This window comes from Mycobacterium sp. shizuoka-1 (genome assembly GCF_002723835.1).
Lineage (GTDB): Bacteria > Actinomycetota > Actinomycetes > Mycobacteriales > Mycobacteriaceae > Mycobacterium.
In genome coordinates, this window is the sequence record NZ_BEWG01000047.1 from 1 (window position 1) to 26,812 (window position 26,812).

General features: G+C 69.4%; 25 protein-coding genes and 1 pseudogene. 16 read left to right on the forward strand and 10 right to left on the reverse strand.

From position 1 onward, the window contains the following. Positions 1–833, reverse strand: a pseudogene (locus tag MSZK_RS14815) (hypothetical protein); the annotation flags it as partial. 240 nt (positions 834–1,073) lie between these two features. Here MSZK_RS14815 and MSZK_RS14820 point away from each other — a divergent pair. Further along, positions 1,074–1,766 (forward strand): hypothetical protein, encoded by a 693-nt coding sequence (locus tag MSZK_RS14820; protein WP_099249021.1) that lies wholly within the window; start codon positions 1,074–1,076, stop codon positions 1,764–1,766. 7 nt (positions 1,767–1,773) lie between these two features. On the opposite strand, the gene MSZK_RS14825 is transcribed toward MSZK_RS14820, so the two are convergent. Beyond that, the gene (locus MSZK_RS14825; protein WP_099249166.1) at positions 1,774–3,297 is read right to left on the reverse strand and encodes an RNA polymerase sigma factor; all 1,524 of its coding nucleotides are present in this window, start codon (positions 3,295–3,297) and stop codon (positions 1,774–1,776) included. Positions 3,298–3,473: 176 nt separating this feature from the next. Further along, a complete protein-coding gene (ppgK, locus tag MSZK_RS14830; RefSeq protein ID WP_099249168.1) occupies positions 3,474–4,253 on the reverse strand; it encodes a polyphosphate--glucose phosphotransferase in 780 nt (259 codons plus the stop codon). A gap of 80 nt (positions 4,254–4,333) precedes the next feature. Between ppgK and MSZK_RS14835 the strand changes: the two genes are divergently transcribed. Then, on the forward strand, positions 4,334–5,191 hold the full coding sequence (locus MSZK_RS14835) for an inositol monophosphatase family protein (RefSeq protein ID WP_099249022.1): 858 nt from the start codon (positions 4,334–4,336) through the stop codon (positions 5,189–5,191). Positions 5,192–5,196: 5 nt separating this feature from the next. Here MSZK_RS14835 and cei read toward each other — a convergent pair whose 3' ends face one another. Continuing rightward, the gene (cei, locus tag MSZK_RS14840; RefSeq protein WP_099249024.1) at positions 5,197–5,847 is read right to left on the reverse strand and encodes an envelope integrity protein Cei; all 651 of its coding nucleotides are present in this window, start codon (positions 5,845–5,847) and stop codon (positions 5,197–5,199) included. Positions 5,848–6,017: 170 nt separating this feature from the next. On the opposite strand from cei, the gene MSZK_RS14845 reads away from it, so the two are divergent. After that, positions 6,018–6,320: a DUF4193 domain-containing protein gene (locus MSZK_RS14845; RefSeq protein ID WP_005145714.1), complete on the forward strand. Its 303-nt coding sequence runs from the start codon at positions 6,018–6,020 to the stop codon at positions 6,318–6,320. On the opposite strand, the gene MSZK_RS14850 is transcribed toward MSZK_RS14845, so the two are convergent. Then, positions 6,317–6,799: a DUF3093 domain-containing protein gene (locus tag MSZK_RS14850; protein WP_102869260.1), complete on the reverse strand. Its 483-nt coding sequence runs from the start codon at positions 6,797–6,799 to the stop codon at positions 6,317–6,319. The genes MSZK_RS14845 and MSZK_RS14850 overlap by 4 nt on opposite strands. Before the next feature lie 25 nt (positions 6,800–6,824). On the opposite strand from MSZK_RS14850, the gene dut reads away from it, so the two are divergent. Together dut and MSZK_RS14860 are read left to right on the forward strand one after the other, a co-directional pair. Then, a complete protein-coding gene (dut, locus tag MSZK_RS14855; protein ID WP_099249028.1) occupies positions 6,825–7,289 on the forward strand; it encodes a dUTP diphosphatase in 465 nt (154 codons plus the stop codon). Further along, entirely contained in the window at positions 7,286–8,086 is an 801-nt protein-coding gene (locus MSZK_RS14860; protein ID WP_371411338.1) for a DUF3710 domain-containing protein, read from the forward strand. Before dut ends, MSZK_RS14860 begins: the two co-directional genes overlap by 4 nt. Before the next feature lie 4 nt (positions 8,087–8,090). On the opposite strand, the gene MSZK_RS14865 is transcribed toward MSZK_RS14860, so the two are convergent. Then, positions 8,091–8,795: a serine aminopeptidase domain-containing protein gene (locus tag MSZK_RS14865; RefSeq protein ID WP_099249032.1), complete on the reverse strand. Its 705-nt coding sequence runs from the start codon at positions 8,793–8,795 to the stop codon at positions 8,091–8,093. Between the two features lie 122 nt (positions 8,796–8,917). Here MSZK_RS14865 and MSZK_RS14870 point away from each other — a divergent pair, with 122 nt between their 5' ends. The 3 genes from MSZK_RS14870 (at position 8,918) to MSZK_RS14880 (ending at position 11,417) form a co-directional block, all read left to right on the forward strand. Beyond that, positions 8,918–9,289 (forward strand): OB-fold nucleic acid binding domain-containing protein, encoded by a 372-nt coding sequence (locus MSZK_RS14870; protein WP_099249035.1) that lies wholly within the window; start codon positions 8,918–8,920, stop codon positions 9,287–9,289. Between the two features lie 86 nt (positions 9,290–9,375). Next, positions 9,376–9,987 (forward strand): DUF3159 domain-containing protein, encoded by a 612-nt coding sequence (locus tag MSZK_RS14875; RefSeq protein WP_199203347.1) that lies wholly within the window; start codon positions 9,376–9,378, stop codon positions 9,985–9,987. Between the two features lie 5 nt (positions 9,988–9,992). Beyond that, positions 9,993–11,417 (forward strand): MFS transporter, encoded by a 1,425-nt coding sequence (locus tag MSZK_RS14880; RefSeq protein ID WP_099249039.1) that lies wholly within the window; start codon positions 9,993–9,995, stop codon positions 11,415–11,417. On the opposite strand, the gene MSZK_RS14885 is transcribed toward MSZK_RS14880, so the two are convergent. Next, positions 11,414–12,097: a TrkA family potassium uptake protein gene (locus MSZK_RS14885; protein WP_099249040.1), complete on the reverse strand. Its 684-nt coding sequence runs from the start codon at positions 12,095–12,097 to the stop codon at positions 11,414–11,416. The genes MSZK_RS14880 and MSZK_RS14885 overlap by 4 nt on opposite strands. 1 nt (position 12,098) lies before the next feature. Next, on the reverse strand, positions 12,099–12,776 hold the full coding sequence (locus MSZK_RS14890) for a TrkA family potassium uptake protein (protein ID WP_099249042.1): 678 nt from the start codon (positions 12,774–12,776) through the stop codon (positions 12,099–12,101). An 87-nt stretch (positions 12,777–12,863) separates the two neighbouring features. Between MSZK_RS14890 and MSZK_RS14895 the strand changes: the two genes are divergently transcribed. The 6 genes from MSZK_RS14895 (at position 12,864) to MSZK_RS14920 (ending at position 22,868) form a co-directional block, all read left to right on the forward strand. After that, positions 12,864–14,858 (forward strand): APC family permease, encoded by a 1,995-nt coding sequence (locus MSZK_RS14895; RefSeq protein ID WP_099249170.1) that lies wholly within the window; start codon positions 12,864–12,866, stop codon positions 14,856–14,858. Then, on the forward strand, positions 14,833–16,053 hold the full coding sequence (locus MSZK_RS14900; protein ID WP_102869261.1) for a TRAM domain-containing protein: 1,221 nt from the start codon (positions 14,833–14,835) through the stop codon (positions 16,051–16,053). The genes MSZK_RS14895 and MSZK_RS14900 overlap by 26 nt, the downstream gene beginning before the upstream one ends. 92 nt (positions 16,054–16,145) lie before the next feature. Continuing rightward, on the forward strand, positions 16,146–17,468 hold the full coding sequence (gene nhaA, locus MSZK_RS14905; protein WP_099249172.1) for a Na+/H+ antiporter NhaA: 1,323 nt from the start codon (positions 16,146–16,148) through the stop codon (positions 17,466–17,468). Positions 17,469–17,496: 28 nt separating this feature from the next. Then, a complete protein-coding gene (dxs, locus tag MSZK_RS14910; RefSeq protein WP_099249046.1) occupies positions 17,497–19,404 on the forward strand; it encodes a 1-deoxy-D-xylulose-5-phosphate synthase in 1,908 nt (635 codons plus the stop codon). A gap of 237 nt (positions 19,405–19,641) precedes the next feature. Next, complete coding sequence (locus MSZK_RS32375; protein ID WP_158230584.1) at positions 19,642–21,255, forward strand: Ig-like domain-containing protein; 1,614 nt, start codon at positions 19,642–19,644, stop codon at positions 21,253–21,255. Between the two features lie 347 nt (positions 21,256–21,602). Continuing rightward, entirely contained in the window at positions 21,603–22,868 is a 1,266-nt protein-coding gene (locus MSZK_RS14920) for an Ig-like domain-containing protein (RefSeq protein ID WP_099249048.1), read from the forward strand. Positions 22,869–22,892: 24 nt separating this feature from the next. Here the strand turns inward: MSZK_RS14920 and MSZK_RS14925 are convergent, their stop codons facing one another. Together MSZK_RS14925 and MSZK_RS14930 are read right to left on the reverse strand one after the other, a co-directional pair. Continuing rightward, a complete protein-coding gene (locus MSZK_RS14925; RefSeq protein ID WP_099249050.1) occupies positions 22,893–24,182 on the reverse strand; it encodes a ribonuclease D in 1,290 nt (429 codons plus the stop codon). Position 24,183: 1 nt separating this feature from the next. Then, positions 24,184–24,720: a DUF3000 domain-containing protein gene (locus MSZK_RS14930; RefSeq protein ID WP_233211329.1), complete on the reverse strand. Its 537-nt coding sequence runs from the start codon at positions 24,718–24,720 to the stop codon at positions 24,184–24,186. 186 nt (positions 24,721–24,906) lie between these two features. Between MSZK_RS14930 and hemE the strand changes: the two genes are divergently transcribed. Continuing rightward, positions 24,907–25,956, forward strand: coding sequence for a uroporphyrinogen decarboxylase (gene hemE / locus MSZK_RS14935; RefSeq protein WP_099249174.1), 1,050 nt, complete (start codon positions 24,907–24,909; stop codon positions 25,954–25,956). Beyond that, a partial coding sequence (locus MSZK_RS33025; RefSeq protein ID WP_233211323.1) for an FAD-dependent oxidoreductase occupies positions 25,953–26,812 on the forward strand: 860 nt, incomplete at its 3' end. The genes hemE and MSZK_RS33025, both read left to right, overlap by 4 nt.

The following is a 26,812-nucleotide window of genomic DNA, read 5'->3' on the forward strand; positions in this document are numbered from 1 at the left end:
TTGCCGCCGTCGCCGCCCGTCTGGCCGAGGCCGCCGGTCCCGCCGGTGCCGCCCTGGCCGCCGAGCTGGCCGCCGTTGCCACCGTTTCCGCCGTTTCCGCCGACACCGGCGAATTGCGTCGTGAAGGTGCCGCCGCCGGCGCCGCCGGTCCCGCCGTTGCCGCCACTGCCGGTGGAGCCGTTGTTGCCGAAGAGGCCGAAGAAACCCCCGCGCCCGCCAGCGCCGCCGTCCCCGCCGTTGCCACCCTGGCCGCCGCTGCCGCCGAAGGTCGGGCTGTCGGAGGCGCCGTTTCCGCCGCTCCCGCCCACGCCGCCGGCGCCGCCGTCGCCGCCGCGGCCGAAGAAGAACCCGCCGGCGCCACCGGCGCCACCGTTGCCGCCGTGTTCGCCGTCGTCACCGGGAACCGTGGCCGAGGCGCCGGTGATCCCGGCGCCGCCGTTCCCGCCGCGGCCGAAGAAGAAGCCACCAGCGCCGCCGCTCCCGCCGTCCAGGCCGTTACCGCCGTTGCCGAGCAGCAGTCCGGCGTTGCCGCCGTCGCAGGCGCTACCGACGCAACCGGGCTGGGCGTCGGCGCCGTTGCCGATGAAGATGCCGATGATCGGTACGTCGCGGATCGAGATGTCGCTGACGGCGGCGGCCAGCACCGTCGGGGAGGCCGCTGCCGAACTCGCGACCACCTCGGCGCTCGCCGTGCACCCCGTGTTCGTCATCAGGCACTGAAGACCGCTGGGCGAGCTCGTGTCGGCGGGTGCTGCCGACGCGGTGCCGGCGGTGGCCAACAACAGCCCCGCGCCCGCGAAGGTCGCTCCGACGGCGAGCGACAGCGTCGTCATGGAAACCGGGGAGGTGGGTCGGCACGCACGGTGTGGGGACATGGCAACCCTTCGGCCTGGGGGTTCGGGGTGAGCTGATCAGCCTGATCATGACACGATGGCCACGGCCGCACGCCGCTATGTGCGTTCAGCAGCAAATTTTGGCACCGCTGTATCAGGGGACGTCGCGAGTTGTTGTCGGTGCCGCCAGTGATACTCGATCTCTCTGAAAGGTCGATCAACAGCCGGGGGTGGCGTCAGGTGTCAGACGAGTTCGATGGGGAGATCGCCGATCTCGCGCACACTCCCGAGCAACTCGAACGATTGTTCCGCGACCGCCCGAAGTATTGGGAGCTGGCGGGATTCGCCTCGGAATTGGTCTGGCGCAAGCAGAAACTGCAGACCGCCGTCGAGGCGCATCGGCACGGTCTGGGGTCCGCGTCGCGCAGGAGCGTCGAGACCTCTGACGATCTCCTCGTCCTCTACCACGGCGTCTTGTCCAGGCTGCTCGAACTGCAGGAGGAGCTGGAACGCGCGATGGTGGCACCGTCGTTCCGACGCCTGTTCGGCGATCAGGACCTCTACGATGCCGAACCCACCCCGCAGGATGTCACCGCCGCCGCCACGGTCGTCATCGATTTCTATCGCAACAACCTGATCCTGGCCCGCGACACCCGGGGCGTCGAAGCGCCCGACGGCTATCGCGCTGTGATCGACGACATGGCGCGCCTGGTCGATGCCTCGCTCGACGGGGTCGATCGATTCGTCTCGCAGCTCGTCGGCTTCGTCGCCGTCATTCCGAGCCTGGGCTGGCGAGAGTCGGACGCCACCGAATTCCACACCTTGGCGCTGACCGTCGACTGCGACGACGCCCTCATGGACAGCATCGCCCGGCAGCTGAAAACCCTTCGCCGGCCGTCATGGCGCAGCTGGCTCTCCCGGCCGCGCGGTTAGGGCGCACCTAGTCCAGGTAGTCGCGCAGCACCTGGGAACGGCTGGGGTGGCGCAACTTGCTCATGGTCTTGGACTCGATCTGGCGGATCCGCTCGCGGGTGACCCCGTAGACCTGGCCGATCTCGTCGAGGGTGCGCGGCTGACCGTCGGTCAGGCCGAACCGCAGCCGCACCACGCCGGCCTCGCGCTCCGAGAGCGTCTCCAGCACCGACTGCAGCTGATCCTGCAGCAGCGTGAAGCTCACCGCGTCGACGGCCACGACCGCCTCGGAGTCCTCGATGAAGTCGCCGAGCTGGCTGTCGCCCTCGTCGCCGATGGTCTGGTCCAGCGAGATCGGCTCACGGGCGTACTGCTGGATCTCCAGCACCTTCTCCGGCGTGATGTCCATCTCCTTGGCCAGCTCTTCGGGAGTGGGCTCGCGGCCCAGGTCCTGAAGCAGCTCGCGCTGGATGCGGCCGAGCTTGTTGATGACCTCGACCATGTGCACCGGGATGCGAATGGTCCGGGCCTGGTCGGCCATCGCGCGGGTGATGGCCTGACGGATCCACCAGGTGGCGTAGGTGGAGAACTTGTAGCCCTTGGTGTAGTCGAACTTCTCCACCGCGCGGATCAGGCCGAGGTTGCCCTCCTGGATCAGGTCCAAAAACGCCATGCCGCGGCCGGTGTAGCGCTTGGCCAGTGACACCACCAGGCGCAGGTTGGCTTCGAGGAGATGGTTTTTCGCGCGGTCGCCGTCGCGGCAGATCCATTGCATGTCGCGGCGCTGCTGCACCGGCAGCTTCTCGCCCTTGTCGGTCTTCTCGGCCATCAACTGGGTGGCGTAGAGGCCGGCCTCGATCCGCTTGGCGAGTTCGACCTCCTCCTCGGCGTTGAGCAGCGCGACCTTGCCGATCTGCTTGAGGTAAGCCCGGACCGAGTCGGCCGATGCGGTGAGCTCGGCGTCCTTGCGGGCCTGCCGCAATGCCTCGGACTCCTCTTCGTCCCAGACGAAGTCGCCGGAGGCCTTGTCCTTCTCCGACGGTTCGGCGATGTCCTCTTCGTCGGCGGCCTCGCCGTCGGCCGCGGCCTTGCCGGTGGGGGCGGCCTCGTCGCCTTCCTCGCTGTCGTCGTCGGCCGCTTCGGCGGTGTCGTCCTCAGCCTCGTCGGCCACGTCCTCGAGGTCGTCGAGTTCCAGGTCGTCGTCGGCGACGTCGAGATCGGGGTCGACGTCGAGATCGGTGTCGAGGTCCTCGTCGGCGCCGATCTCGGCATCGCCGTCGGCGGGTGCGGCGTCCTTCTTGGCACGTCCGCGGGCGGCGGGCGCCTTCTTCGCGGCGGCCTTGGTTGCGCGCGCCTTCGTCGGGACGGCGGTGGCGTCGGTGATCTCCGAGTCGCCGGCTTCCCCTGCGGCGGCGCGCGGCGCGGCCTTGGCGGCACGCTTGGCCGGCGCGGAACCGTTGGCGGCCTTGGCCGCCGGCTTCTTCGCGGGAGTCTTGGTGGCGGTGCGCTTCACCGGCTCATCGGTTGCCGGGCTTGCCTTCGTCGCTGCCACGTACACCCTTTCGGTCGTGCTGGCTCTCGGCGGGCGCGGGGGCTCCACCGAAAGCGTCGGCTATGAGGACTATTGGCGTGGATCTCGTGTTCGGATTCTCGCCGCTATCCGGTAGGCGGCCGCCGTCGACCATTGTAACGACTACAGCGGCCCCCACCGCGCCGAGCGGCGAAAAATCAGCGGGTCACGTCGGCTTGAGCCGCCATCGCCGCGCCCACGATGCCGGCCTCGTTCTGCAGCTCCGCAGCCACCACCGGGGTCCGGTTCTCCAGCAGCGGGATCCATTTGTCGGCCTTGCGGCTGATGCCGCCACCGGCGATGAACAAGTCGGGCCAGATCGCGTTCTCGATGCTGATCAGCACTTTCGTGACTTCCTCGGCCCAGCGTGGGTAGCTCCAGTCCTTGCGTTCCTTCACCGATGAGGCGGCGCGGTGCTCGGCTTCTTTGCCGTCCACCTCGAGGTGCCCGAACTCGGTGTTCGGCAGCAGCTGGCCGTTGTGGATCACCGCGGACCCGATTCCGGTTCCGAAGGTCAGCAGCACGACGACACCGTTCTTGTTGCGGCCGGCGCCATAGCGCTGCTCGGCCAGGCCGGCGGCGTCGGCGTCGTTGAGCACGGTGACCGGTTGACCGCCCAGGACACCGCTGATGACCTCGGCGGCGTTGGTGCCGATCCAGCCCTTGTCGACGTTGGCCGCGGTCTGCACGACGCCGTTGACGACGACGCCGGGGTAGGTGACCCCCAGCGGGCCGGTCCAGTCGAAGTGGCGGACCACCTCGGCGACGGTCGCGGCCACTGCGTCCGGCGTCGACGGTTGTGGGGTGAGCAGCTTGAAGCGGTCGCCGATGAGTTTGCCGGTGTCGAGATCGACGATGCCGCCCTTGACTCCGCTGCCGCCGACATCGACCCCGAAGCCGCGGTTCTGTCCGGAGGTGGGGGATTCGGTGTCGGGCATGGGCTGCTCCTCGGCGAGGCGGGCGGTCTGCGCGCTCCACACACTAGTGGTTGGCCGCCCCTCTGTGCTGCGATAAGCCGGTGACCGACAACCGGGGTGAGCAATTGCGGGCGGTGGCCGAGCAGTTGGCCGCCGAAGCCGCCGCCTTCGTCCGCAGCCGCCGCGCGGAGATCTTCGGCGACGGCGACGACCCGATCGGATCGGATTCGGTCCAGACCAAGAGCACGCCGACCGATCCGGTGACCGTGGTGGATACCGAAACCGAACTGCTGCTACGGGATCGGCTGGCCACGCTACGGCCCGGTGACGCGATCCTGGGCGAGGAGGGCGGTGGAACGGCGGCCGGCGATGCCGGCACGGTCTGCTGGGCGATCGACCCGATCGACGGCACGGTCAACTTCGTCTACGGCATTCCGGCGTACGCGATCTCGATCGCCGCGCAGATCGACGGCGTCTCGGTGGCCGGCGCGGTGGCCGACGTGGTCAGTGGCGACGTGTACTCCGCGGCCAGCGGTCAGGGCGCCCAGGTCTACAGCGACGGACAGCGTCGCAGCCTCGGCTGCAGCGCGGTGACCGACCTGTCGATGGCCTTGGTCGGCACCGGATTCGGCTATGCGCCGCGGCGGCGCGCCGAACAGGCGGCGTTGCTGGCCCAGCTGCTGCCACAGGTGCGCGACATCCGCCGGGTCGGGTCGGCCGCCCTGGATCTGTGCATGGTGGCCGCGGGCCGCCTCGACGCCCACTACGAACACGGCCTCAACGTCTGGGACTGGGCAGCCGGTGCGCTGGTGGCCTCCGAGGCCGGCGCGCTGGCCGTGCTGCCCCCGGCCACCGACTCGGGCGCGGACGGCCCGCTGACGGTGGTGGCCGCCCCGGGGATCGCCGGGGCGCTGATCGAGGCGCTGGACCGGGCCGGGGGACTGCGCCCGCTGCCGTAGCCGGCTCAGCAGGTGCCGTTGTGGATCTTGGTGATCAGCGCCGAGTCGGCGGGCTCGGTGGCACCCGGGCGCAGGCCGGCCAGGACGGCGTCGATGTCGTCGCTGTGGGCCAGGGTGGTGAAGTCGGTGCCGATCGCCAGGTCCACCGAATCGTCCTTGCGGTCGTCCTGGAACAGCTCCACGCAGGGCGCCACCAGCCACACCGCGGCCGCACCGGCCCGGCCTGAGGAGCCGAAGCGGATCTGGCCCTGGCAGGTCAGCCGGGCCCCCGCGTAGATCGGGTCGTTGGCCGCGGTGGGCTGGGCGAAGCCGAGGTCGCGCAGCTCGCCGGCGACCTCGCCGGCCTGACCGCCCTGCCCGCTGGCGTTGAGCACCCGGATCTTGGCGTCGACGAGCTTGGCGGGCGTGACGTCGAGCATCGACGCGTGTGACACCTGTGCGCCGAGTGTGGGAGCAGCCGGATCGGTGGCCGGCGGGGGCGGATTGCACGCCGCCGCCTCGCGGACGTCCACCGGGCGGGTCAGCACGAACGCCCACACCACGGCGGTCACCGCGAACATGACGCCGAGGGCGATCAGTCCGGGCAGGTAGTTGCGCCGACGGAAGGGACGGCCGTGCTTGTCGAAGGCCGTGCCTTCCGTGATGTGAGCGACCACGGATGCACTCTAGAGGCAGCCGACCAGGACCGGTCGAACACGCCCGTCGCACCAGATCAATCTATGTGACGTAAATCACACCTGGGTTCTCGGTGATCTGGGCACGAATTGTTTGGCGGATCCGTTCGACGCTGATACAAAGCCATGCTGAGGTTACGAGGGGACAAAAGATGGCTACCGACTACGACGCTCCGCGGCGCACCGAGACCGACGAGGTCTCCGAGGATTCGCTCGAGGAGCTGAAGGCACGCCGCAATGAGGCGCAGTCGGCGGTGGTCGACGTCGACGAAACCGATTCCGCGGAGAACTTCGAACTGCCCGGCGCCGATTTGTCCGGTGAGGAACTGTCTGTCCGGGTCGTTCCCAAGCAGGCCGACGAATTCACCTGCTCGAGCTGCTTTCTGGTGCACCACCGCAGCCGGCTGGCCAGCGACAAGAACGGCGTGATGATCTGCACCGACTGCGCCGCCTAGCTGCGCAGAGCTGACAGCACCCGATCGGGATGACGGGCGCTGACCAGCCAGTACGGCGTGGGGTCGTCCGGATCGTCCAGCACCACCAGAACCAACGGGCCGACCCAGCCGCGGTGCACGACGTAGGCGGCCGGATCCAATTGGCGGCCCAGCGCCGCGGATTTCGCCGTCGGTGGGATCTCGGCCGACCGGGACACCACCGACACCGGCAGGTGGGCCTGACCGGCCCACAGTTCGACGCCCCCGCTCGCCCCGTCGGTCACCACCCGGACCTCGGTGCGGCTCAGCCACAACAGCACACCGACCGCGACGGCACCGAGCAGCGTGTAGGGCAGCCAGACCGGCAAGGTGCGCACACCCATGGTGACTTCCTTGGCGATCAGCGCCGCCACGCCGAGGCCGATCGGCCACCACCACCACGGAACCCAGAGCCGCTCGCGATACCGCACGGTTTGCGAGGTCACACGCGAACCAGACACGCGGCCAAGGGTAGTCTGTGGCATCGTGCCCACCAGTCTTGCGGTGGTTCGCCTAGACCGCGATCTCCCGATGCCCAGCCGCGCCCACGACGGCGATGCAGGCGTGGATCTGTTCAGTGCGCAGGATGTCGAGCTGGCGCCCGGCCACCGGGCCCTGGTGGGTACCGGCATCGCCGTGGCGATCCCGCACGGCATGGTCGGACTGATCCACCCACGCTCGGGTTTGGCTGCGCGCGTGGGACTTTCGATCGTCAACAGCCCCGGCACCATCGACGCCGGCTATCGCGGCGAGATCAGAGTGTCGTTGATCAACCTCGACCCCATCACGCCGATCTCCATCCGGCGTGGTGACCGCATCGCCCAACTGCTGGTCCAGCGGGTCGAACTCCCAGAGCTGGTCGAGGTGGTCTCGTTCGACGAGGCCGGACTGGCTGACACCACCCGTGGCGAGGGCGGCCACGGATCCTCCGGCGGACATGCGAGTTTGTGATGGCATTCGGCAGACGTAAGAACGATCCGGTCACCAGCGAGGCTGTGGACGACACGGCGGAGGCGGCGCCGGATTCGGCGGACACTGCGGCCACCGAACCCGACGTCGACGAGGGCGACGCCGACTATGAGGGCGGTCCCTTCGACGTCGAGGATTTCGACGACCCCGAGGACGCCGTGGCGGCCCGGCTCGACCTGGGCTCGGTGCTGGTGCCGATGCCCGCGGCCGGCCAGGTTCAGGTCGAACTCAACGAGGTGGGCGTGCCGAGCGCGGTGTGGGTGGTCACACCCAACGGGCGGTTCACCATCGCCGCCTACGCGGCACCGAAATCCCCCGGCCTGTGGCGGGAAGTGGCCTCGGAACTGGCCGACTCGCTGCGCAAGGACAACGCCCAGGTCTCCATCGAGACCGGGCCCTGGGGCCGCGAGGTGGTCGGCACCGGCGCCGGGGTGGTGCGTTTCATCGGGGTGGACGGCTACCGCTGGATGATCCGCTGCGTGGTCAACGGTGCTCCGGAGGCCATGGCCGCGCTGGTCGCCGAAGCGCGAGAAGCGTTGGCCGACACCGTGGTCCGCCGAGGCGATACGCCGCTGCCGGTGCGCACCCCGTTGCCGGTCCAGCTGCCTGAGCCGATGCTCGAGCAGCTGCGGCAGGCCGCCGCCCAGCAGGCCCAGATGGTCGCCGCCCAGCAGGCGCTGATGCAGGAGCAGCAAGCGCAGAGTCAGCTGCCGACCGAGCGGCGCAGCGCGTCCGGCTCGGCCATGCAGCAGCTGCGCAGCACCAGCACCGGCGGCTGAGCGGCTACTGCGCCGCTTCGTCGAGCGCCGCCAGACACGCCGCCCCCAGCACCGCAGGCTCGGGGCCGAAGTCGTCGAGCCGGACCGTCCGCAACGCCGCCCGCGGCGCCGCGGCCACCCATTCCAGCGCCACCTCCAGCGGGTGGATCGGGTCGTCGGAGGCGCCGACCACGCCCATTGGCACACTGAGCCGTTCCAGGTCGGCGATGTTCGGGGCGACGTAGTCGGCGGCTTCCTCCATCGCATCGGGCAGCTCCGGCCACTGGCCCAGCCAGCTTCGGGTGAGCTCGTCGGCCAGCCAGGGCGGGCTGGACGCCTGCATCTGTGCGGTCGTGGCGACCAGGCCGGCGGTGCGCAGCTGGTGAGCGGTGTGCCGGGCCGAGAGCGCGGCCGGAGCCGATTGCGCCGCCCCGGTCCACGCCGGCAGCGCGGCCAGCACCCCCACCGCCCGGCCGGGGTGGGCTATCGCCCAGGCCAGCGCCACCGCCGCGCCGATCGACACCCCGCCCACGATGACGGGGCCGTGGCGGGCCGCGTCGTCGAGCGCGTCGAGGTAGCTGGCCACCAGCCGAGCCGGCTGCGGTCGCGGTGTCGTGACCACCGCACCGACCCCGTGCAGCGGCGCGGCGAACGCCCGGTAGACGTAGTCGTCGTCGGAGCCCGTTCCGGGCAGCAGGACGGCCGTGACGCCGCGAAATGTGATGGTCATCTCATGATCCTGCCCTGCCCCGGATTAGCCACGGGCGCCACGGGTATGCCACGTGGCATTACGGAACTAAGAGGTCTACCGTTGCGTTGGCATTGTGATCCGCTGAAGTATCAGGAGAGGCCATGGCTACGGCCGAAAGTTTTGTCCGCCGTCTCACCCGTCGGCTGACGGAGGACCCTGAGCAGCGAGACGTCGAGGAACTGACCGACGAGGCCGCGAGCACCGGCGCGCAGCGCGCGATCGATTGCCAGCGTGGCCAGGAGGTCACCATGGTGGGCACATTGCGCAGCGTGGAGATGAATGCCAAAGGATGTGCCGGTGGCGTGCGGGCCGAACTGTTCGACGGCACCGACACCGTGACGCTGGTGTGGCTGGGACAGCGCCGGATCCCGGGAATCGAGTCGGGCCGGGCGCTGCGCGTACGCGGCCGGCTGGGCACCCTGGAGAACGGCGCCAAGGCCATCTACAACCCGCACTACGAGATCCAGACTTGAGCCTCCCCGCCGACAGCGAAGAATCCGCAAGCACCGACGACGCGACCGGCCCCGAGCGAACTCCGGCGCAGGCGCTGTTGGCCCAGATGGGCGGCGTCAGCGGACTGATCTATTCGGCGCTGCCGGTGGCTGTCCTGGTGCCGGTCAACACCGCCTTCGGCCTGGTGCCGGCGATCAGCGCAGCACTGGCGGCGGCCGCCCTGATCCTGGTGTGGCGCCTGGTCCGCCGCGATTCCGTGCAACCGGCCGTCTCCGGCTTCATCGGCGTCGGGATCAGCGCACTGATCGCCTGGCTCGTCGGGGCTTCGAAAGGCTACTTCCTGCTTGGGATCTGGACGTCGCTGATCTGGGCCACGGTGTTCGCGCTGTCGGTGCTGATCCGCCGCCCGATCGTCGGCTACGTGTGGAGCTGGGTCACCAGCCATGACCGCACCTGGCGCGGCAGCCGGCGGGCCGTGCTGGCCTTCGACATCGCGACCGTGACCTGGGTGCTGGTGTTCGCGTCGCGGTTCGTCGTCCAGCGGCACCTCTACGACCTGGACCAGACCGGCTGGCTGGGGGTGGCCCGCATTGCGATGGGGTGGCCGCTGACCGCGGTGGCGGCGCTGGTCACCTATCTGGCGATCCGGGTCGCCCAGCGGGCCATCCACGCCGACCACGCTGCCCACGACGCCGACGCGGCGCCCGCCGCCGACTGAGCCCGGTGGCTGACCGCGGCGACCGTCTGTTGGTCGCCGTCGCAGTGCTGGCTTCCTTCGTCGCTTTCCTGGACGGCTCGGTGGTGAACCTGGCACTGCCGGCCATCAGCGCCGAACTCGGCGGCGGTCTGGTCACCCAGCAGTGGGTGGTCGACGGGTATCTGTTGACGCTCGGCGCCCTCATCCTGGTCGCCGGCGCAATCTCCGACACGGTGGGCCGGCGCCGGGTGTTGCAGGCCGGGCTGCTGCTGTTCGGACTGGCCTCGCTGCTGTGTGCGATGGCGCCCTCAGGTGCGGTACTGATCATCGGCCGCTGCCTGCAGGGGCTGGGCGCGGCGTTCCTGGTCCCCAGCTCGCTGGCGATGCTCAACGCCAGATTCGCCGGCACCCAACAGTCCCGGGTGATCGGGGTGTGGACGGCATGGACCGGGACCGCGTTCGTGATCGGGCCGCTGCTGGGCGGGCTGCTGGTCGACACCCTGGGCTGGCGGTGGGTGTTCGCGGTCAACCTGCTGCCGCTGGCCGTGACGCTCGTGCTCACCGGCAGGCTGGCCGCCGAACCGCGGAACAAGGCACACCCGGGCATCGACGTCGTCGGTGCGGCGCTCACCACGGCCGGGCTGGGCGCCACCGTGTTCGCGATGATCGAGCAGCAGCGCCTCGGCTGGAGCCACCCGGTGATCATCGCGGCGCTCGCAGGCGGGCCGGCGTGCCTGATCGGCTTCGGCTGGTGGGAGCGGCGCACCAGCGCGCCCATGCTGCCGCCAGGCATCTTCGCCGGCCGCAACTTCACGGTCGGCAATCTGAGCACCGTCTTCCTCTATGCGGGCATCTCGCTGGGCCAGCTTCTGGTGGCGTTGTTCCTGCAGGAGGTCGGGGGGCTCTCGCCGGCCCAGGCCGGACTCGCGACCCTGCCGGTGCCGATCCTGTCATTCCTGCTGGCCGCCCGGTTCGGGGCGCTGGCGGGTCGCTACGGCCCGCGCCGGTTCATGACGGCAGGCCCCCTGATCGCCGCGGCGGGGTTCGGCTGGATGGCGCTGGTGTCCGGCAACGTGTGGCTGCAGACGCTGCCCGGCCTGACTCTGTTCGGGGCGGGCCTGTCGGTCGCGGTGTCGCCGCTGACGGCGGCGATCCTGGCGGCCGTACCGCCGTCGCAGAGCGGTATCGGCTCGGCGATCAACAATGCGGTGGCCCGCGTCTCGGGCCTGATCGCGATCGCCTTCACCGCCGTGATCGTCGGTGGTGCAATGACTTTCGACGGTTTCCGGCACGGCATGGTGACCTCGGCGGTGCTGCTGGTGATCGCCGGCGTCGTCTCGGCGGTCGGCATCCGGGACGATCGGCCCGCCCTGTCGACGGAGTCGGCGGCAGCCGTCGCGGCGTGTCACGACCGGGACGGGCCACCGCCTGCGCCGGCGCGCCGCCGCTAGCCGGTCGAGGCCGACAGCACCGTCTGGCGCAGCTCGTCTTCGACCTCGGGCGCGGCCACGAACAACAGTTCGTCGCCCCCTTCGAGCGGTTCGTCGGCTTCGGGAACGATCACCCGCGGCCCGCGCAGGATCGTCACCAGGGTGGCGTCGCGGGGCAGGACGAGCTTGCGCACCGGGCGCCCGCCCCAGGGGGTGTCGTCGGGCAGGGTGATCTCGACCAGGTTGGCGTGGCCCTGGCGGAACTGCATCAGCCGGACCAGATCGCCCACCGCCACCGCCTCCTCGACCAGCGAGGCCAGCATCCGCGGGGTGGACACCGCCACGTCCACGCCCCAGGAGTCGTCGAACAGCCACTCGTTGCGGGGATCGTTGACCCGGGCGACCACGCGCGACACCGCGAACTCGGTTTTGGCCAGCAGCGACAGCACGACGTTCGCCTTGTCGTCACCGGTCGCGGCGACGACCACGTCGAAGTCCTGCAGGTGTACCGATTCCAGCAGGCTGATCTCGCAGGCGTCGCCGAGTCGCCAGTGCGCGGCCGGGATCGCGTCGACGTCGAGATGTTCGGCGTTGCGCTCGATGAGCGTCACCTCGTGCTCGCTCTCGAGCAGTTCGCGGGCGATGGACCGGCCGACAGCGCCTGCCCCGGCGATCGCCACCTTGAGCCGTTTGTCGCCCATCTCAGTGCCCCTCTCCGACGTCCGGGCCGGGCGGCAACGCGGCCAGGGCCAGCGCTTCGGCGGCGCGCCCGGACACCGCCGCGATGTAGACCTGATCACCGGCCTGCACGACGGTCTTGGGCTCGGGCAGGATGCCGGTGCCGAACCGGATCACGAATGCGACCCGGGCGCCGGTGGCCTCCTCGAGGGCGGTCAGCCGGTGGCCGACCCAGCCTTCGTGCAGGGTCACCTCGGCGACGGCCATCGTGCCGGTCGGGTCGCGCCATTTGGTGGTCTCGGTGTCGCGGACCAGGGCGTTGAGCAATCGGTCGGTGGTCCAGGGCACGGTGGCCACCGTCGGGATGCCGAGGCGCTCGTACACCGCCGCACGCTTGGCGTCATAAATGCGCGCGACCACGCGGTGCACCCCGAACGTCTCGCGGGCCACCCGCGCGGAGATGATGTTCGAGTTGTCGCCGGAGGACACCGCGGCGAACGCGTCGGCGTTCTGGATCCCGGCGCGCAGCAGCACTTCTCGGTCGAAACCCATGCCCAGCACCCGCTCGCCGGAGAAGTCGGGGGAGAGCCGGTGGAACGCTGTCGGGTCCCGGTCGATGATCGCCACCTCGTGGCCGATCCGGGAGAGCGCGTCGGCCAGCGACGCGCCGACCCGGCCGCACCCCATCACCACTACCCGCACCTGGCGTCCTCTCGACATGGTCCCGTGTCGACCTGACCGTATGGGGAACGCTACAGCCAAAACGTCATGGGCTTACGCTTGGCACTCGTGTCTAAGCTTTCGACCGCCGCACGTCGGCTGGTCCTGGGGCAGCCGTTCCGCAGCGACAAGCTGAGTCACACGCTGCTGCCCAAGCGCATCGCCCTGCCGGTGTTCGCCTCCGACGCCATGTCGTCGGTGGCCTACGCGCCGGAGGAGATCTTTCTGGTGCTCTCGGTGGCGGGGCTGTCCGCCTACGCGATGGCGCCGTGGATCGGGGTGGCGGTCGCGCTGGTCATGCTCGTGGTGGTGGCCTCCTACCGGCAGAATGTGCACGCCTACCCGTCCGGTGGCGGCGACTACGAGGTGGTGACCACCAACCTGGGCCCGACGGCGGGTCTGACGGTGGCCAGTGCCCTGCTGGTCGACTACGTGCTGACCGTGGCGGTGTCGATGGCCTCGGCGATGTCGAACATCGGCTCGGCGTTTCCGTTCATCGCCCAGCACAAGGTGGCGTTCGCCGTCGCCGCGATCGTGATCCTGACCGCGGCCAACCTGCGCGGCATCCGGGAATCGGGTACCGCGTTCGCGATCCCCACCTACGCCTTCATCGCGGGGATGTTCATCATGCTGATCTGGGGCTTCTTCCAGATCTACGTGCTGGGGGACAACCTGCAGGCCGAATCGGCCAAGTTCACGATGCATTCCGAGCATGGCGACGTCATGGGTTTCGCGCTGGTGTTCCTAGTGGCCCGGGCTTTCTCGTCGGGCTGCGCCGCGCTCACCGGTGTCGAGGCGATCAGCAACGGCGTGCCCGCGTTCCGCAAGCCCAAGTCCAAGAACGCCGCCACCACCCTGCTGCTGCTCGGCTCGATCGCGGTGGCGCTGCTGATCGGCATCATCCTGCTGGCCACCAAGATCGGGGTGAAGATCGCCGAACGCCCGGCCGAGCAGCTGGGCGGGGCGCCCGCCGACTACCACCAGAAGACCCTGGTGGCCCAGCTCGCCGACACGGTGTTCGCCGGCTTCCCGTTGGGTCTGTGGCTGATCACCGGCGTCACCGCGCTGATCCTGGTGCTGGCCGCCAACACCGCCTTCAACGGGTTCCCGGTGCTGGGCTCGATCCTGGCCCAGGACCGCTACCTGCCTCGCCAGCTGCACACCCGCGGCGACCGGCTGGCCTTCTCCAACGGCATCCTGTTTCTGGCCGCGGCCGCGATCGCATTCGTCGTCGCCTTCCGGGCCGAGGTCACCGCGCTGATCCAGCTCTACATCGTGGGTGTGTTCGTGTCGTTCACCCTCAGCCAGATCGGCATGGTCCGGCACTGGACGCGGCACCTGCGCACCGAGACCGATCCGCGCGCCCGTGCCCACATGCAGCGCTCGCGGGTGATCAACACGATCGGCTTCATCGCCACCGGCGCCGTGCTGATCGTGGTGCTGGTGACCAAGTTCGTCGCCGGCGCCTGGATCGCGATCCTGGCGATGTCCAGCCTGTTCATCTTGATGAAGGCGATCCACAAGCATTACGACACGGTGGCCCGCGAGCTGGCCGAGCAGGAGGCCGAGCAGGGCGAGGTGGTGCTGCCCAGCCGCAATCACGCCGTCGTGCTGGTCTCCAAGCTGCACATGCCGACGCTGCGCGCGCTGTCCTATGCCCGGGCCACCCGGCCCGACGTGCTGGAGGCGATCACGGTCAACGTCGACGATTCCGAGACCCGCCAGCTGGTGCACAAGTGGGAGGACAGCGACATCACCGTCCCGCTGAAAGTCGTTGCCTCCCCGTACCGGGAGGTCACCCGGCCGGTACTGGACTACGTGAAGCGGATCAGCAAGGAAGCGCCGCGCACGGTGGTGACGGTGTTCATTCCCGAATACGTCGTGGGCCACTGGTGGGAGCAGGTGCTGCACAACCAGAGCGCCCTGCGGCTCAAGGGGCGTCTGCTGTTCATGCCCAACGTGATGGTGACTTCGGTTCCGTGGCAACTCAATTCGTCTGAACGGGTGCATGAGTTGGAGGCGCAGAACGCACCCGGCGATGTGCGCCGAGGCTTCCTGGAGTGAATCGATAGTGGGACAGGGGGATTCGGTCGAACTGGTGCTGTCCACCGGTGCGGCCGCCAACGGGGGCAGCTGCGTCGCGCGCCATGAGGGCCGGGTGGTATTCGTGCGTTATGCACTGCCCGGTGAGGTGGTGCGCGCCCGGGTGACCGGTGACCGCGGATCGTATTGGCACGCTGAGGCGATCGAGGTTCTCGAGCCGTCGCCCGACCGGGTCGAGTCGCTGTGCCCGATCGCCGGGGTGGGCCGGGCCGGCTGCTGCGATCTGGCCTTCGTCGCGCCGCAGGCGGCTCGGGTGCTCAAGGGCCAGGTGGTGGCCAATCAACTGGCCCGCCTCGGCGACTTCCCCTGGGACGGCGTGGCCGAACCGCTCGGCGACGGCGCCGCCCAAGGCTGGCGCACTCGGGTGCGGCTGTCGGTGGATGCCCAGGGCCACGCCGGATTTCACCGCTATCACAGCTCGGAGCTGGTCACCGATCTGCGGTGCGGCCAGTTGCGTGACGGCCTGATCGGCGGTCTCGAGGGCTCGCGCTGGAAGCCGGGCGACCAGGTGCACGTGGTCACCGACGACGACGGCACCCGGCACATCGTGTGCACCAACCGCCAGCAGCGCCGCGGCCACCGCGCCGAGGGTTCTCTCGATGCGGTGCAGCGGGTGGGCCGGCGAGTCTGGCGGGTGCCGGTGACCGGGTTCTGGCAGTCTCATCGCGACGCCGCCACGACCTACAGCGCGTTGGTGGCCGGCTGGGCGCAGGGCATCGCCGGGGGCACGGCCTGGGATCTCTACGGCGGTGCGGGGCTGTTCGCCGCGGCGCTGGCCGACGCCGTCGGCGAGACCGGACGGGTGCTGACGGTGGACACCTCGCGGGCGGCGTCCGCGGCGGCGCGCACGGCGCTGGCGGATCTGCCGGTCGTCGAGGTGGTCACCGATTCGGTGCGCCGGGCGCTGACCGCCCAACGCGGCGGTGCCGACATCGCGGTCCTGGACCCGCCGCGCTCGGGTGCCGGGCGCGAGATCATCGATCTGCTCGCGGCGGCCGGCGTGCCGCGGGTGATCCACATCGGCTGCGAGGCGGCATCGTTCTCCCGCGATGTGGGGCTCTATCGGGGGCACGGTTACACCGTCGAGCAGATCCGGGTGTTCGACTCGTTCCCGCTGACCCATCACGTCGAGTGCGTGGCGCTGCTGACGAAGTGAGATGAGTCACCGTGCCCGGTTAGACTGACCCGCGGTGTGCCGGGAAGTCTGGTCGGCGTTGTCCTTTCCGTGCTCGTGACCCCGAGGTGACTGTGGCCGACCGTAAGCCGTTGCTGCACCGTGCGTTGTTCGCCCGCGGTTCGTGGTCGGAAACCTCGCGCATCACCACGATCCTGCGCAAGGAGACGGTCGGCGGCGCGCTGCTGCTGCTGGCCGCCGCGGCGGCCCTCGTCTGGGCCAACTCGCCCTGGTCGGAGGCCTACCACCAGCTCACCGAATTCCACGTCGGCACCGACCGGCTGGGCCTGCATCTGGATCTCAGCCTGGGCGGCTGGGCCGCCGACGGGCTGCTGGCGATCTTCTTCTTCGTCGTCGGGCTCGAACTCAAACGCGAGTTCGTCGCCGGTGACCTGCGCGATCCCGGCCGCGCTGCGCTGCCGATCGCTGCGGCCGTCGGCGGCATGGTGGTGCCCGCGGTGATCTTCCTGGCGTTCACCCAGCACGTCGGCGACGGTGCGACCCGGGGGTGGGCCATTCCCACCGCCACCGACATCGCGTTCGCGGTGGCCGTGCTGGCCGTGCTGTCCACCCACCTGCCGGCCGCCCTGCGCACGTTCCTGCTCACCCTGGCCGTGGTCGACGACCTGCTGGCGATCTCGGTGATCGCGGTGTTCTACACCGACACCATCAAGCTGACACCGCTGCTGGTGGCGCTGATCCCGCTGACGCTGTTCGCGGTGCTGGTGCAGCGGCGGGTCCGGTCCTGGTGGCTGCTCATCCCGCTGGCGGTGCTCACCTGGGCCTTCGTCCACGAGTCGGGGGTGCACGCCACGGTCGCCGGGGTGCTGCTCGGGTTCACCGTCCCGGTGCTGCGCAGCGCGGCGGCGGGCGGCCCGGAGGCCGGGCCTGGGCTGGCCGAACATTTCGAGCATCTGATGCGACCGGTGTCGGCGGGGTTCGCGGTCCCGGTGTTCGCGTTCTTCGCCGCCGGGGTGACCTTCGGTGGATATGACGGATTGGTGACGGCTCTGCGCGATCCGATCGCGATGGGGATCGTGGCCGCGCTGGTGGTCGGCAAGACCGTCGGGGTGTTCGGCACCACCTGGACGCTGGCCGCGGTGACGCGGGCCAGCCTGGACTCGGCACTGCGCTGGATCGACGTGTTCGGGATGTCGCTGCTGGCCGGGATCGGGTTCACGGTATCGCTGCTGATCGGCGAGTTGGCCTACGAACCGGGGTCGCCGCGCCACGACGTCGTCAAGGTCGCCGTGCTCGCTGGGAGTTTGCTGGCGGCCCTGCTGGCCGCGATCGTGCTGCGGCTGCGCAACCGGCATTACCGGCTGGTGTGGGAGCTGGAGACCCGTGACCAAGACCATGACGGCGTGCCCGACATCTACGAGTCTCATCAGGACTGATTCCAGGCCCGGTGGGTAGACTTGCCTGATGCTTGACCAGGTTCGCGGCCCCGCCGATCTCCAGCACCTGACCCAAGCGCAGCTGACCGAGCTGGCCGTCGAGATTCGCCAGTTCCTGATTCACAAGGTCGCTGCCACGGGTGGTCACCTCGGTCCCAACCTCGGCGTGGTCGAACTCACCCTGGCGCTGCACCGGGTGTTCGACTCGCCGCACGACCCGATCATCTTCGACACGGGTCACCAGGCCTACGTGCACAAGATGCTGACCGGTCGCGCCGCCGACTTCGACACGCTGCGCAAGAAGGATGGCCTGTCGGGCTATCCGTCGCGGGCCGAGAGCGAGCACGACTGGGTGGAGTCCAGCCACGCGTCGGCCGCCCTGTCCTACGCCGACGGGCTGGCCAAGGCCTTCGAGCTGACCGGGCACCGCAACCGCCACGTCGTCGCGGTGGTGGGTGACGGTGCCCTCACCGGCGGCATGTGCTGGGAGGCGCTGAACAACATCGCCGCCGCGCGCCGGCCGGTGGTCATCGTGGTCAACGACAACGGCCGCTCCTACGCCCCGACCATCGGCGGGCTGGCCGATCACCTTGCTGGGCTGCGGCTGCAGCCGGGGTACGAACGGCTGCTGGAGCGCGGCCGGGTCGCGGTGCGCGGCGTCCCGGTCGTCGGTGAGGCCTGCTACCAGGCCATGCACAGCGTCAAGGCCGGTATCAAGGATGCGCTGTCCCCGCAGGTCATGTTCACCGATCTGGGGCTGAAGTACGTCGGCCCGATCGACGGCCACGATGAACACGCCGTGGAAACCGCCTTGCGGCATGCCCGCGGTTTCAACGCCCCGGTGATCGTGCACGTGGTCACCCGCAAGGGGATGGGGTACGCGCCGGCCGAGAACGACGAGGCCGAGCAGATGCACTCCTGCGGCGTGATCGATCCCGACACCGGATTGGCCACCAAGTCCGCGGCGCCGGGCTGGACCTCGGTGTTCTCCGAAGCGCTGATCTCGTACGCGGCCAAGCGGCGCGACATCGTCGCGATCACCGCGGCCATGCCGGGCCCGACCGGGCTGTCGGCATTCGGCGAGCGCTTTCCCGACCGGCTGTTCGACGTCGGGATCGCCGAACAGCATGCGATGACCTCGGCCGCCGGGCTGGCGATGGGCGGCCTGCATCCGGTGGTGGCGATTTATTCGACGTTCCTCAACCGGGCGTTCGACCAGGTCATGATGGACGTCGCGCTGCACAAGCTGCCGGTCACCATGGTGCTGGACCGGGCCGGGATCACCGGAAACGACGGCGCCAGCCACAACGGCATGTGGGATCTGTCGATCCTCAACGTGGTGCCCGGTATCCGGGTGGCCGCCCCGCGTGACGGCGCGCGGCTGCGTGAGGAGCTCGGCGAAGCACTCGACGTCGACGACGGCCCGACTGCCATTCGTTTCCCCAAAGGCGAAGTGGGCGAGGATATCCCGGCACTCGAGCGGCGTTCGGGCGTGGACATCCTGGCCCGCCCGGCCGAGGGCTTGAGCAACGATGTGGTGCTGGTCGCGGTGGGATCGTTCGCGTCGATGGCGCTCAAGGTCGCCCACCGGCTGCGCAACCAGGGGATCGGCGTCACGGTGGTCGATCCCCGCTGGGTGATCCCGGTGCCCGATGCGCTTGTGCCACTGGCCAAATCGCACAAACTCGTGGTCACGATGGAGGACAACGGGCTGCGCGGCGGGGTGGGCTCATCGGTGTCGGCCGCGTTGCGCGCCGCCGAGGTCGACGTCCCGTGCCGTGATGTCGGTGTGCCGCAACAGTTCCTGGATCATGCCGGGCGCGGCGAGGTGCTCGCCGAGGTGGGTCTGACCGAGCAGAACATCGCTCGTCAGGTGACCGGTTGGGTGGCTGCGCTGGGGACGCTCGAAGAGACCGTGAGCGAGCAGGTCGACTAGCGACTTGATGTCGTGATGGCGTCGTCGGAGAAGGACGTCCGCGACTGATCGCGGTGTGCAGCGGCAATCCCGTGCCAATACCCCTTCGTCGCGCGCCATCTCGGGTGTCTGGTTGGTGAATTCGCGCTGAAGCTTTGATCCACCACCGTCCCCGCGCCCGGGAATTAATTGTTCCGTGTGTAAATATCTGGCCGTGCTTGTTGACGACGAATCACCGGTGCGTCCGAAGGGTCAGCGATGAGGCGGATCGGGCAGTCGATCGCCCTGGCGGTCGCGGCGGGGGGTGTCGGGCTGGGTTTGTCGACTGCGGTGTGTGCTGTGGCGCAGGCGGATACGGGTTCGGGTGGGCAGTCCGTTCACGGTGTGGGGCACGGTAAGCGGGGGGCGACGGATGCCCGGCGGACGGTGTCGCCCGCTGTGCGGGGTGCGGTGGGTGCGGCCCGGCGAATCAGTGTTGCCCGCTCGGCACCGGCGCTGGTGCGGGGTCCCGTCGCGTCGCCGGCGGCTGGGGTGAAAGCCTCGGTGCAGTGGCCGAGTCTGCCGGTCGATGTGGCGCCGGTGCAGGCGGTGCTGGAGGCGGCGGTCAGGCAGATCCAGCGCACGGTGTTCAACGGGTCACCGGTGGTGAAGGCCGGCAAGCCGGTGACGGAGTCCAACGGTGACGTCACCGGGACGGTCATTGCGACTGATCCCGAAGGTGATCCGTTGAGCTACAAGGTCGTCGGAGGTCCGTCCGGCGGTACGGTGACGGTGAATCCGGACGGCTCCTACTCCTACACTCCGAGTGCGGCACACCAGGTCACCGGCGGGGTCGACAGTTTCGTAGTCGCGGTGACCGACACCGGGCGACACCTGCACCTGTTCCAGGGGAACGGCACCACTCGGATCACCGTCTCGGTGTTCACCGAGGGCAACGGTGAAGACCCCGGAAACCTCGGCGCTACAAGAGGTTTCAACGTCTACAACCTCAGCGGTGAGCCGTTGACTTTCGATCACTATGACGGCGACAAACCCGCCGAGGCCCCCCGGCCCGGCACAGTGATCCAGCCCGGACAATATGCCCACTTCGAGCTCACCTACTACCTTGCGGCGCAGGATGAGGTGAGGGCTTGGTTCGCGAAGCCAGGTGACTGGTACGCCGCGCAAATGAAGGTGGGAGCGGTCTACGGAGATTCGTTGGTCAAATGTGGCGCATCGTCGGGTGGCACCTGCGGACCCACGGATTGGACCTACGCCAGCACGATCCGTCTGTTCGACCTGCCCGGCACGGTGATCGAGATCGGTCCTGACAACCCGGACGAGCAAACCAAGGTGCTCGAGTCGCTGTGTGGCGATGCCAAGCCGGGAACATGCGCGTTCAAGGCGACCGGTGAGACACAGACCTACACCGTCCCCACAACGCCCTACGGCTCGTACTCCAACCGGACCGACCAACAGCAGAGATGGGAGGTGACGGTGAAAGTCGTGGAAACCCACACCAACAGCCTGGCAGTCGGCGCCAAGTTGTCGGTGAAGCTCATCAGCATCATCAACGCGGAATTGAACGCCACATACACCCATACCTGGACCCGCACCGAAACCGTCCAGCAGACCTACAAGATCACCGTGAAGCCGGATGCGAAGGTGACACTCACCGTTCGCGAGCCCATGTTCCGAGACTTTGGCGACTTCACAGTGCAGCTGGGCAACACCACGTGGCTCATCCGCGGCGTGTACTTCGACAGCCCGGACCCGAACAGAGGCCTCGATGTCGGCGCGGAGGAGTCTGAGCTCTCCGACTCCTCGCACGTTTCGGCAGTCACGGACGACAAGACCACTGTCGCGCAACCGGTGCGTCTGGTGGGTGTGTGATGAGGCGGATCGGGCGCTCGGTCGCTGTGGCGGTCGCGGCGGGGGGTGTCGGGCTGGGTTTGTCGACTGCGGTGTGTGCTGTGGCGCAGGCGGATACGGGTTCGGGTGGGCAGTCCGTTCACGGTGTGGGGCACGGTAAGCGGGGGGCGACGGATCCCCGGCGGACGGTGTCGCCCGCTGCCGGTAGGCCTGCCGTGCGGCTTGCGGCCGGCGATGGTGGGGGCGCGGTGGGTTCGGCCCGGCGAATCAGTGTTGCCCGCTCGGCACCGGCGCTGGTGCGGGGTCCCGTCGCGTCGCCGGCGGCTGGGGTGAAAGCGTCGGTGCAGTGGCCGAGGTTGCCCGTCGATGTGGCGCCGCTGCAGGTGGCGCTGGAAGCGGTCGTCAGGCAGATCCAGCGCACGGTGTTCAACGGATCGCCGGTGGTGAAGGCCGGCAAGCCGGTGACGGAGTCCAACGGTGATGTCACCGGGACGGTCGATGCCACAGATCCTGAGGGTGATTCGTTGAGTTACAGGGTCGTCGGAGGTCCGTCCGGCGGTACGGTGACGGTGAAACCGGATGGCTCCTATGCCTACACTCCGAGTGCGGCACACCAAATCACCGGCGGGGTCGACAGTTTCGTAATCGCGGTGACGGATACCGGGCGACACCTGCACCTGTTCCAGGGGAACGGCACGACCCGGATCACCGTTTCGGTGTTCACCGAGGGCACTGGTGAAGACCCTGGAAACCTCGGCACCACAGAGGGTTTCAACATCTACAACCTCAGCAGTAAGCCGTTGACGTTTGACCACACCGACGGTGACAACCCGAAGTCCGCCCCGCCGATCGGGACGGTGATCCAACCCGGTCAATACGCCCACTTCGAGGTCGGTTACGCCCCTGCGAAAAGCGGCGAGGTTCGGGCCTGGTTCGGAGCTCCGGACGGCTATTACGCGGCGCAGATGGCCGCCGCGGCCTTCACCGGCGTGACGAAAGTCAAGTGCCTGGCGTCATCGAGCGGCTCGTGCGGACCGACCGACTGGCAAGACGCCAGAACCGTTCGCTTTTTCGACCTTCCCGGCACGGTCATCGAGATCGGCCCGGACAACCCGCAAGCGCAGACCGAAGTGCTCGAGTACGTCTGTAAAGACGAGAAGACGGGCACATGTTCGTTCAAGGCAACCGGCGAGGACAAGACGTACACCGCCTTCGCGCCGTACACCGCGTTCTCCAACAACACCAGCCTTGACCAGCACTTCGAGACGCTGGTGAGTGTCGATGAGACGCATACGAACAGCCTTGTGGTCGGAACCAAGTTGTCGGTGACGCTCATCAAGATCGTCAATGCCGAGTTGAGTGCGACCTACACCCATACCTGGACCCGGACGACGTCCTATTCGGAGAAGTTCCCGATTGATGCCAAGCCGTACACCAGGGTGACACTGAGCGTGCAGGAGCCCATGTTCCGCGACCATGGTGACTTCACGGTGCAGATGGGCAACACCACCTGGAAGATCACGGACGTGACGTTCGACAGCCCGGACCCGAGCAGAGGCCTGCAATCCAGCGTCAAGGATTCGCCGCTTTCGGCGCCCGGGCAGACATCTGGGGACGTGTCGACCACCGTCTAGGTGCCGCGGGCGAACCCCGAGTGGTCAGGGCTCGCCGGCGGCCGGCGGGTTCAGCGCCTCCGCGAGCGCGGGTACCACCAGCGTGCGCTGCCACTGCCTGGCCCCGCCGTCGCGCAGGAAGGCGTCGACGGCGGTCGTGACGTCGGAGCTGTCCTGCCAGTCCCAGCACAACCGGCGGACGAGTTCGGGGGAGACCAGGTTCTCGGTCGGAACGTTCAGCCGCTCGGACAGCTCGGAGAGCTTCGCCCGGGCGGCGTCCAACCGGGCGGCGGCCTCGGGTTTACGTTTGGCCCAGCGCACCGCGGGCGGGGGGCCGTTCTGCGGCTCGGCGCTGTCGGGCAGTTCGGGGTTGGTGCGGGCGGACTCCAGCGCAGCCAGCCAGATGTGGGCGCTGCGGCGTTGCTTGTGGCCGCCGAAGATCGGCAGCTTGGTCAGGTCCTCCGGCGTTTTCGGGTCGGCCACCGCGGCGGCGACGATCGCGGAGTCGGGCAGGATCCGGCCCGGTGCGATGTCGCGGCGGCGGGCGATCTGATCGCGCACGGTCCACAACTCGCGCACCGCGGCCAGCGCGCGCCGGTCGCGGACCTTGTGGATCCCGGAGGTTCGCCGCCAGCGGTCCCGGCGGGTCGGTGTCGCGTCGGCGCAGCGCAGGTATTCGAATTCCTCGGCGGCCCAAGCGCTTTTGTCCTGCCCGGCCAGCACGTCGGCGATCGCCTCACGCAGTGCGATGAGTACCTCGACGTCCAGTGCTGCGTAGTTCAGCCACTCGTCGGGCAGCGGCCGTTTGGACCAGTCCGCGGCCCCGTGCCCCTTGGCCAGGCCAAGCCCCAGCAAGCGCTGCACCATCGCCGCGAGGTTCACCCGCTCGAAGCCGGCCAGCCGGCCGGCCAGCTCGGTGTCGTACAGCGCGGGCGGCCGCATGCCCACCTCGGCCAGGCACGGCAGGTCCTGGTCGGCGGCGTGCAGGATCCATTCGTCCTCGGAGAGCACCTCGGCCACCGGTCGCAACACGTCGATCGGGCTGTTGCCGTGGTTGACCGGGTCGATCAGCACGGTGCCCGCCCCGGCGCGCCGGATCTGGATCAGATAGGCGCGGTTGGAGTAGCGGAACCCGGAGGCCCGCTCGGCGTCGACGGCGAACGGGCCGGTGCCCTTCGCCAGCTGGTCGGCTGCCCGGGCGATCTCGTCGACGCTGACCGACAGCGGCGGCACGCCGTCGGCGGGACACAGCAGCGGGGTGGCCTCGGGGGCGTCACCGGTGTCGTCGGCGGGGGCATCGGACACCGTGGTGGCGGCGTCATCATCGAGTGTCATATCAGGCGCGGGAGCGTGATCCCAGATCTGTCACTCCGACCGGCGGCAGGCCTGCGGCGTGCTCGAGCACCTCGCAGAAGGCCTGGACGTGTGTGTCGAGTGCCATGGTGGTGGCCGTCCACGACGCGCGCAGCTCCAGCTGGTGGGCGCGGGGCGGGCCGGAGATGTCGCCATAACGCACCGAAGTGGTGGCGGTGACGGTGCCGCCCAGGGCGGTGACGGCCTCGGCTCGGCTCTCCAGGGCGTCGACCAGCCAGCTCCAGGCGACTTCGGGCAGCAGTGGGTCGACGGCCTCGCTGGAGTCCAGGTCAGCCTGGATGTAGGCGACCAGGCGCATGGTGCCGTCCCAGGCCTCCGAGCCGTCGGGATCATGCAGCAGGATCAGCCGGCCGAACGCGTCGCCCTCGGAGCGCTCGGGAACGATCTCGGTTTCGGGGTGCTTGACCTCCGCGCCCAGCGCATAGCTGTACGGCGCGAGACGTTGAGGTGGGCGGATCGGACCGAGCTCGATCTCCGGCCGTACCTCGGCGGTGTTCATCGCCGCCACCGCCTCGCGGAAAAGCGCCGGTTCCGCAGTGGTCACGTCAATTGACGCTAGCCCTATCGTCGAGGTCGAGGAGGCAGGCGCGCCGATTTGCCTGTGATCCGGCGCGTAGGAGCGCAAGCGCTCGGGCGGCTCAGGGCTCGTGGGCCGGTTCGAGCAGGCCGTGGCAGCATGGACGCGATGAGTACCCGTCGCCAGCTGCCAGAGGCGCCCTATCTGGCCGCCGCCAGTGGCCGTAAACCCAGCCGCATCCCGGTCTGGTTCATGCGCCAGGCCGGCCGGTCCCTGCCGGAGTACCGCGAACTGCGGGCCAAGAACACCATGATGCAGGCCTGCTTCGACCCCGCGCTGGTCTGCGAGATCACCATGCAGCCGGTGCGCAGGCACGGGGTGGACGCGGCGATCCTGTTCTCCGACATCGTCGTCCCGCTGCGCGGTGCGGGCATCGAACTCGACATCGTGCCCGACGTGGGCCCGGTGATCGACCATCCGGTGCGGACCGCGGCCGACGTGGACGCCATGAAAGGTCTTGAGCTGCAGCGGGTCAGTGCGATCGCCGACGCGGTCGGGCTGCTGGTGGCCGAGTTGGGCGAGGTGCCGTTGATCGGGTTCGCCGGCGCCCCGTTCACGCTGGCGTCGTACCTGATCGAGGGCGGCCCGAGCAAACTGCACGAACGCACCAAGGCGATGATGCTGGCCGACCCGTCGACCTGGCATGCGCTGATGGGGCTGCTGACCGACCTGACCATCGGCTTCCTCAAGGTGCAATTGGACGCCGGGGTGGACGCCATCCAGGTGTTCGACTCCTGGGCGGGCACGTTGTCGCTGGCCGACTACCGCGCCCATGTGTTGCCGCACAGCGCCCGGGTGTTCGCCGCGCTGGCTGACTACCGCGTCCCGATGACCCATTTCGGGGTGGGCACCGCCGAACTGCTCGGCGCGATGGCGCAGGCCGGTGCCAGCGTCGTCGGCGTCGACTGGCGGACCTCACTGGCCGACGCCGCGCTGCGGGTCGGTCCGAACGTGGCATTGCAGGGCAACCTGGACCCCGTCGTGCTGCTGGCCGGCTGGCCGGTGGTCGAGCGGGCGGCGCGTTCGGTGGTCGACGACGGTCGGCTGGCGGTCGACGCCGGCGCCGCCGGGCACATCTTCAACCTCGGTCACGGCGTGCTGCCGGGCACCGATCCCGGGCTGCTGACGGACCTGGTGGGCCTGGTGCACTCGTTGTGAGATATTGCGTTGTCGGGGGCGGTATTTCGGGTTTGGTCGCGGCCTACCGGTTGCGGGCGCTGGCCGGTCCGGACGCCGAGATCACGGTGCTGGACCCGGCCGACCGGCTCGGCGGAATCCTGCGGACCGAACGCGTCGGCGGGCAGCCGATGGACATCGGTGCCGAGGCGTTCGTGGTGCGCAGGCCCGAGGTGCCCGCGCTGCTGGCCGAGCTCGGCCTGGCCGGCCGCCAGATCAGCACCACCGGCGTTCGGCCCACGATCTTCAGCCAGGGCCGCATCCACCCGCTGCCCCCGGACACCGTCAACGGCATCCCCACCTCGGCGGCCTCGGTGGCCGGCCTGGTCGACGACGCGACGATTGCGCAGATGGCGGCCGAACCCAACCGGGCGCTGACGTGGCAGAAGGGCGCCGACCCGGCCGTCGGCGACGTGGTCGCCGACCGGTTCGGTGCGCAGGTGGTGGCCCGGTCGGTGGACCCGATGCTCTCCGGCGTCTACGCCGGATCGGCGGCCACCATCGGCATCCGTGCCGCGGCGCCGACGCTGGCCGCCGCGCTGGACGCCGGCGCGGCCAGCCTGACCGAGGCCGGCCGGCGCGCGCTGCCCGGCAGCACCGCAGGCCCGGTGTTCGGTGCCATCGAGGGCGGCTACCAGGTGCTGCTCGACGAGTTGGTGGCCCGCAGTGGGCTGCGCTGGGTGCAGGCCTGCGCGACCGAGATCGCGCCGGACGGACCAGGCTGGAGTGTGCGCGACGACGAGGGGGCGCTGCACGGCGCCGACGCGGTGATCGTGGCCGTGCCGGCACCGCGGCTGGCCCCGCTGCTGGCCGCGGTCGCGCCGGCGGCCGCCGCGGC

Excerpts from the sequence above, each read along its gene's own strand:
- ppgK (WP_099249168.1), bottom strand. The coding sequence starts at position 4,253 with ATGCCCGACACCGAATCCCCCACCTCCGGACAGAACCGCGGCTTCGGG.
- MSZK_RS14845 (WP_005145714.1), top strand. The coding sequence starts at position 6,018 with ATGGCTACCGACTACGACGCTCCGCGGCGCACCGAGACCGACGAGGTC.
- MSZK_RS14865 (WP_099249032.1), bottom strand. The coding sequence starts at position 8,795 with ATGACCATCACATTTCGCGGCGTCACGGCCGTCCTGCTGCCCGGAACG.
- MSZK_RS14870 (WP_099249035.1), top strand. The coding sequence starts at position 8,918 with ATGGCTACGGCCGAAAGTTTTGTCCGCCGTCTCACCCGTCGGCTGACG.
- MSZK_RS14875 (WP_199203347.1), top strand. The coding sequence starts at position 9,376 with ATGGGCGGCGTCAGCGGACTGATCTATTCGGCGCTGCCGGTGGCTGTC.
- MSZK_RS14885 (WP_099249040.1), bottom strand. The coding sequence starts at position 12,097 with ATGGGCGACAAACGGCTCAAGGTGGCGATCGCCGGGGCAGGCGCTGTC.
- MSZK_RS14900 (WP_102869261.1), top strand. The coding sequence starts at position 14,833 with ATGTGCGCCGAGGCTTCCTGGAGTGAATCGATAGTGGGACAGGGGGAT.
- dxs (WP_099249046.1), top strand. The coding sequence starts at position 17,497 with ATGCTTGACCAGGTTCGCGGCCCCGCCGATCTCCAGCACCTGACCCAA.
- MSZK_RS32375 (WP_158230584.1), top strand. The coding sequence starts at position 19,642 with ATGAGGCGGATCGGGCAGTCGATCGCCCTGGCGGTCGCGGCGGGGGGT.
- MSZK_RS14925 (WP_099249050.1), bottom strand. The coding sequence starts at position 24,182 with ATGACACTCGATGATGACGCCGCCACCACGGTGTCCGATGCCCCCGCC.
- MSZK_RS14930 (WP_233211329.1), bottom strand. The coding sequence starts at position 24,720 with ATGAACACCGCCGAGGTACGGCCGGAGATCGAGCTCGGTCCGATCCGC.
- hemE (WP_099249174.1), top strand. The coding sequence starts at position 24,907 with ATGAGTACCCGTCGCCAGCTGCCAGAGGCGCCCTATCTGGCCGCCGCC.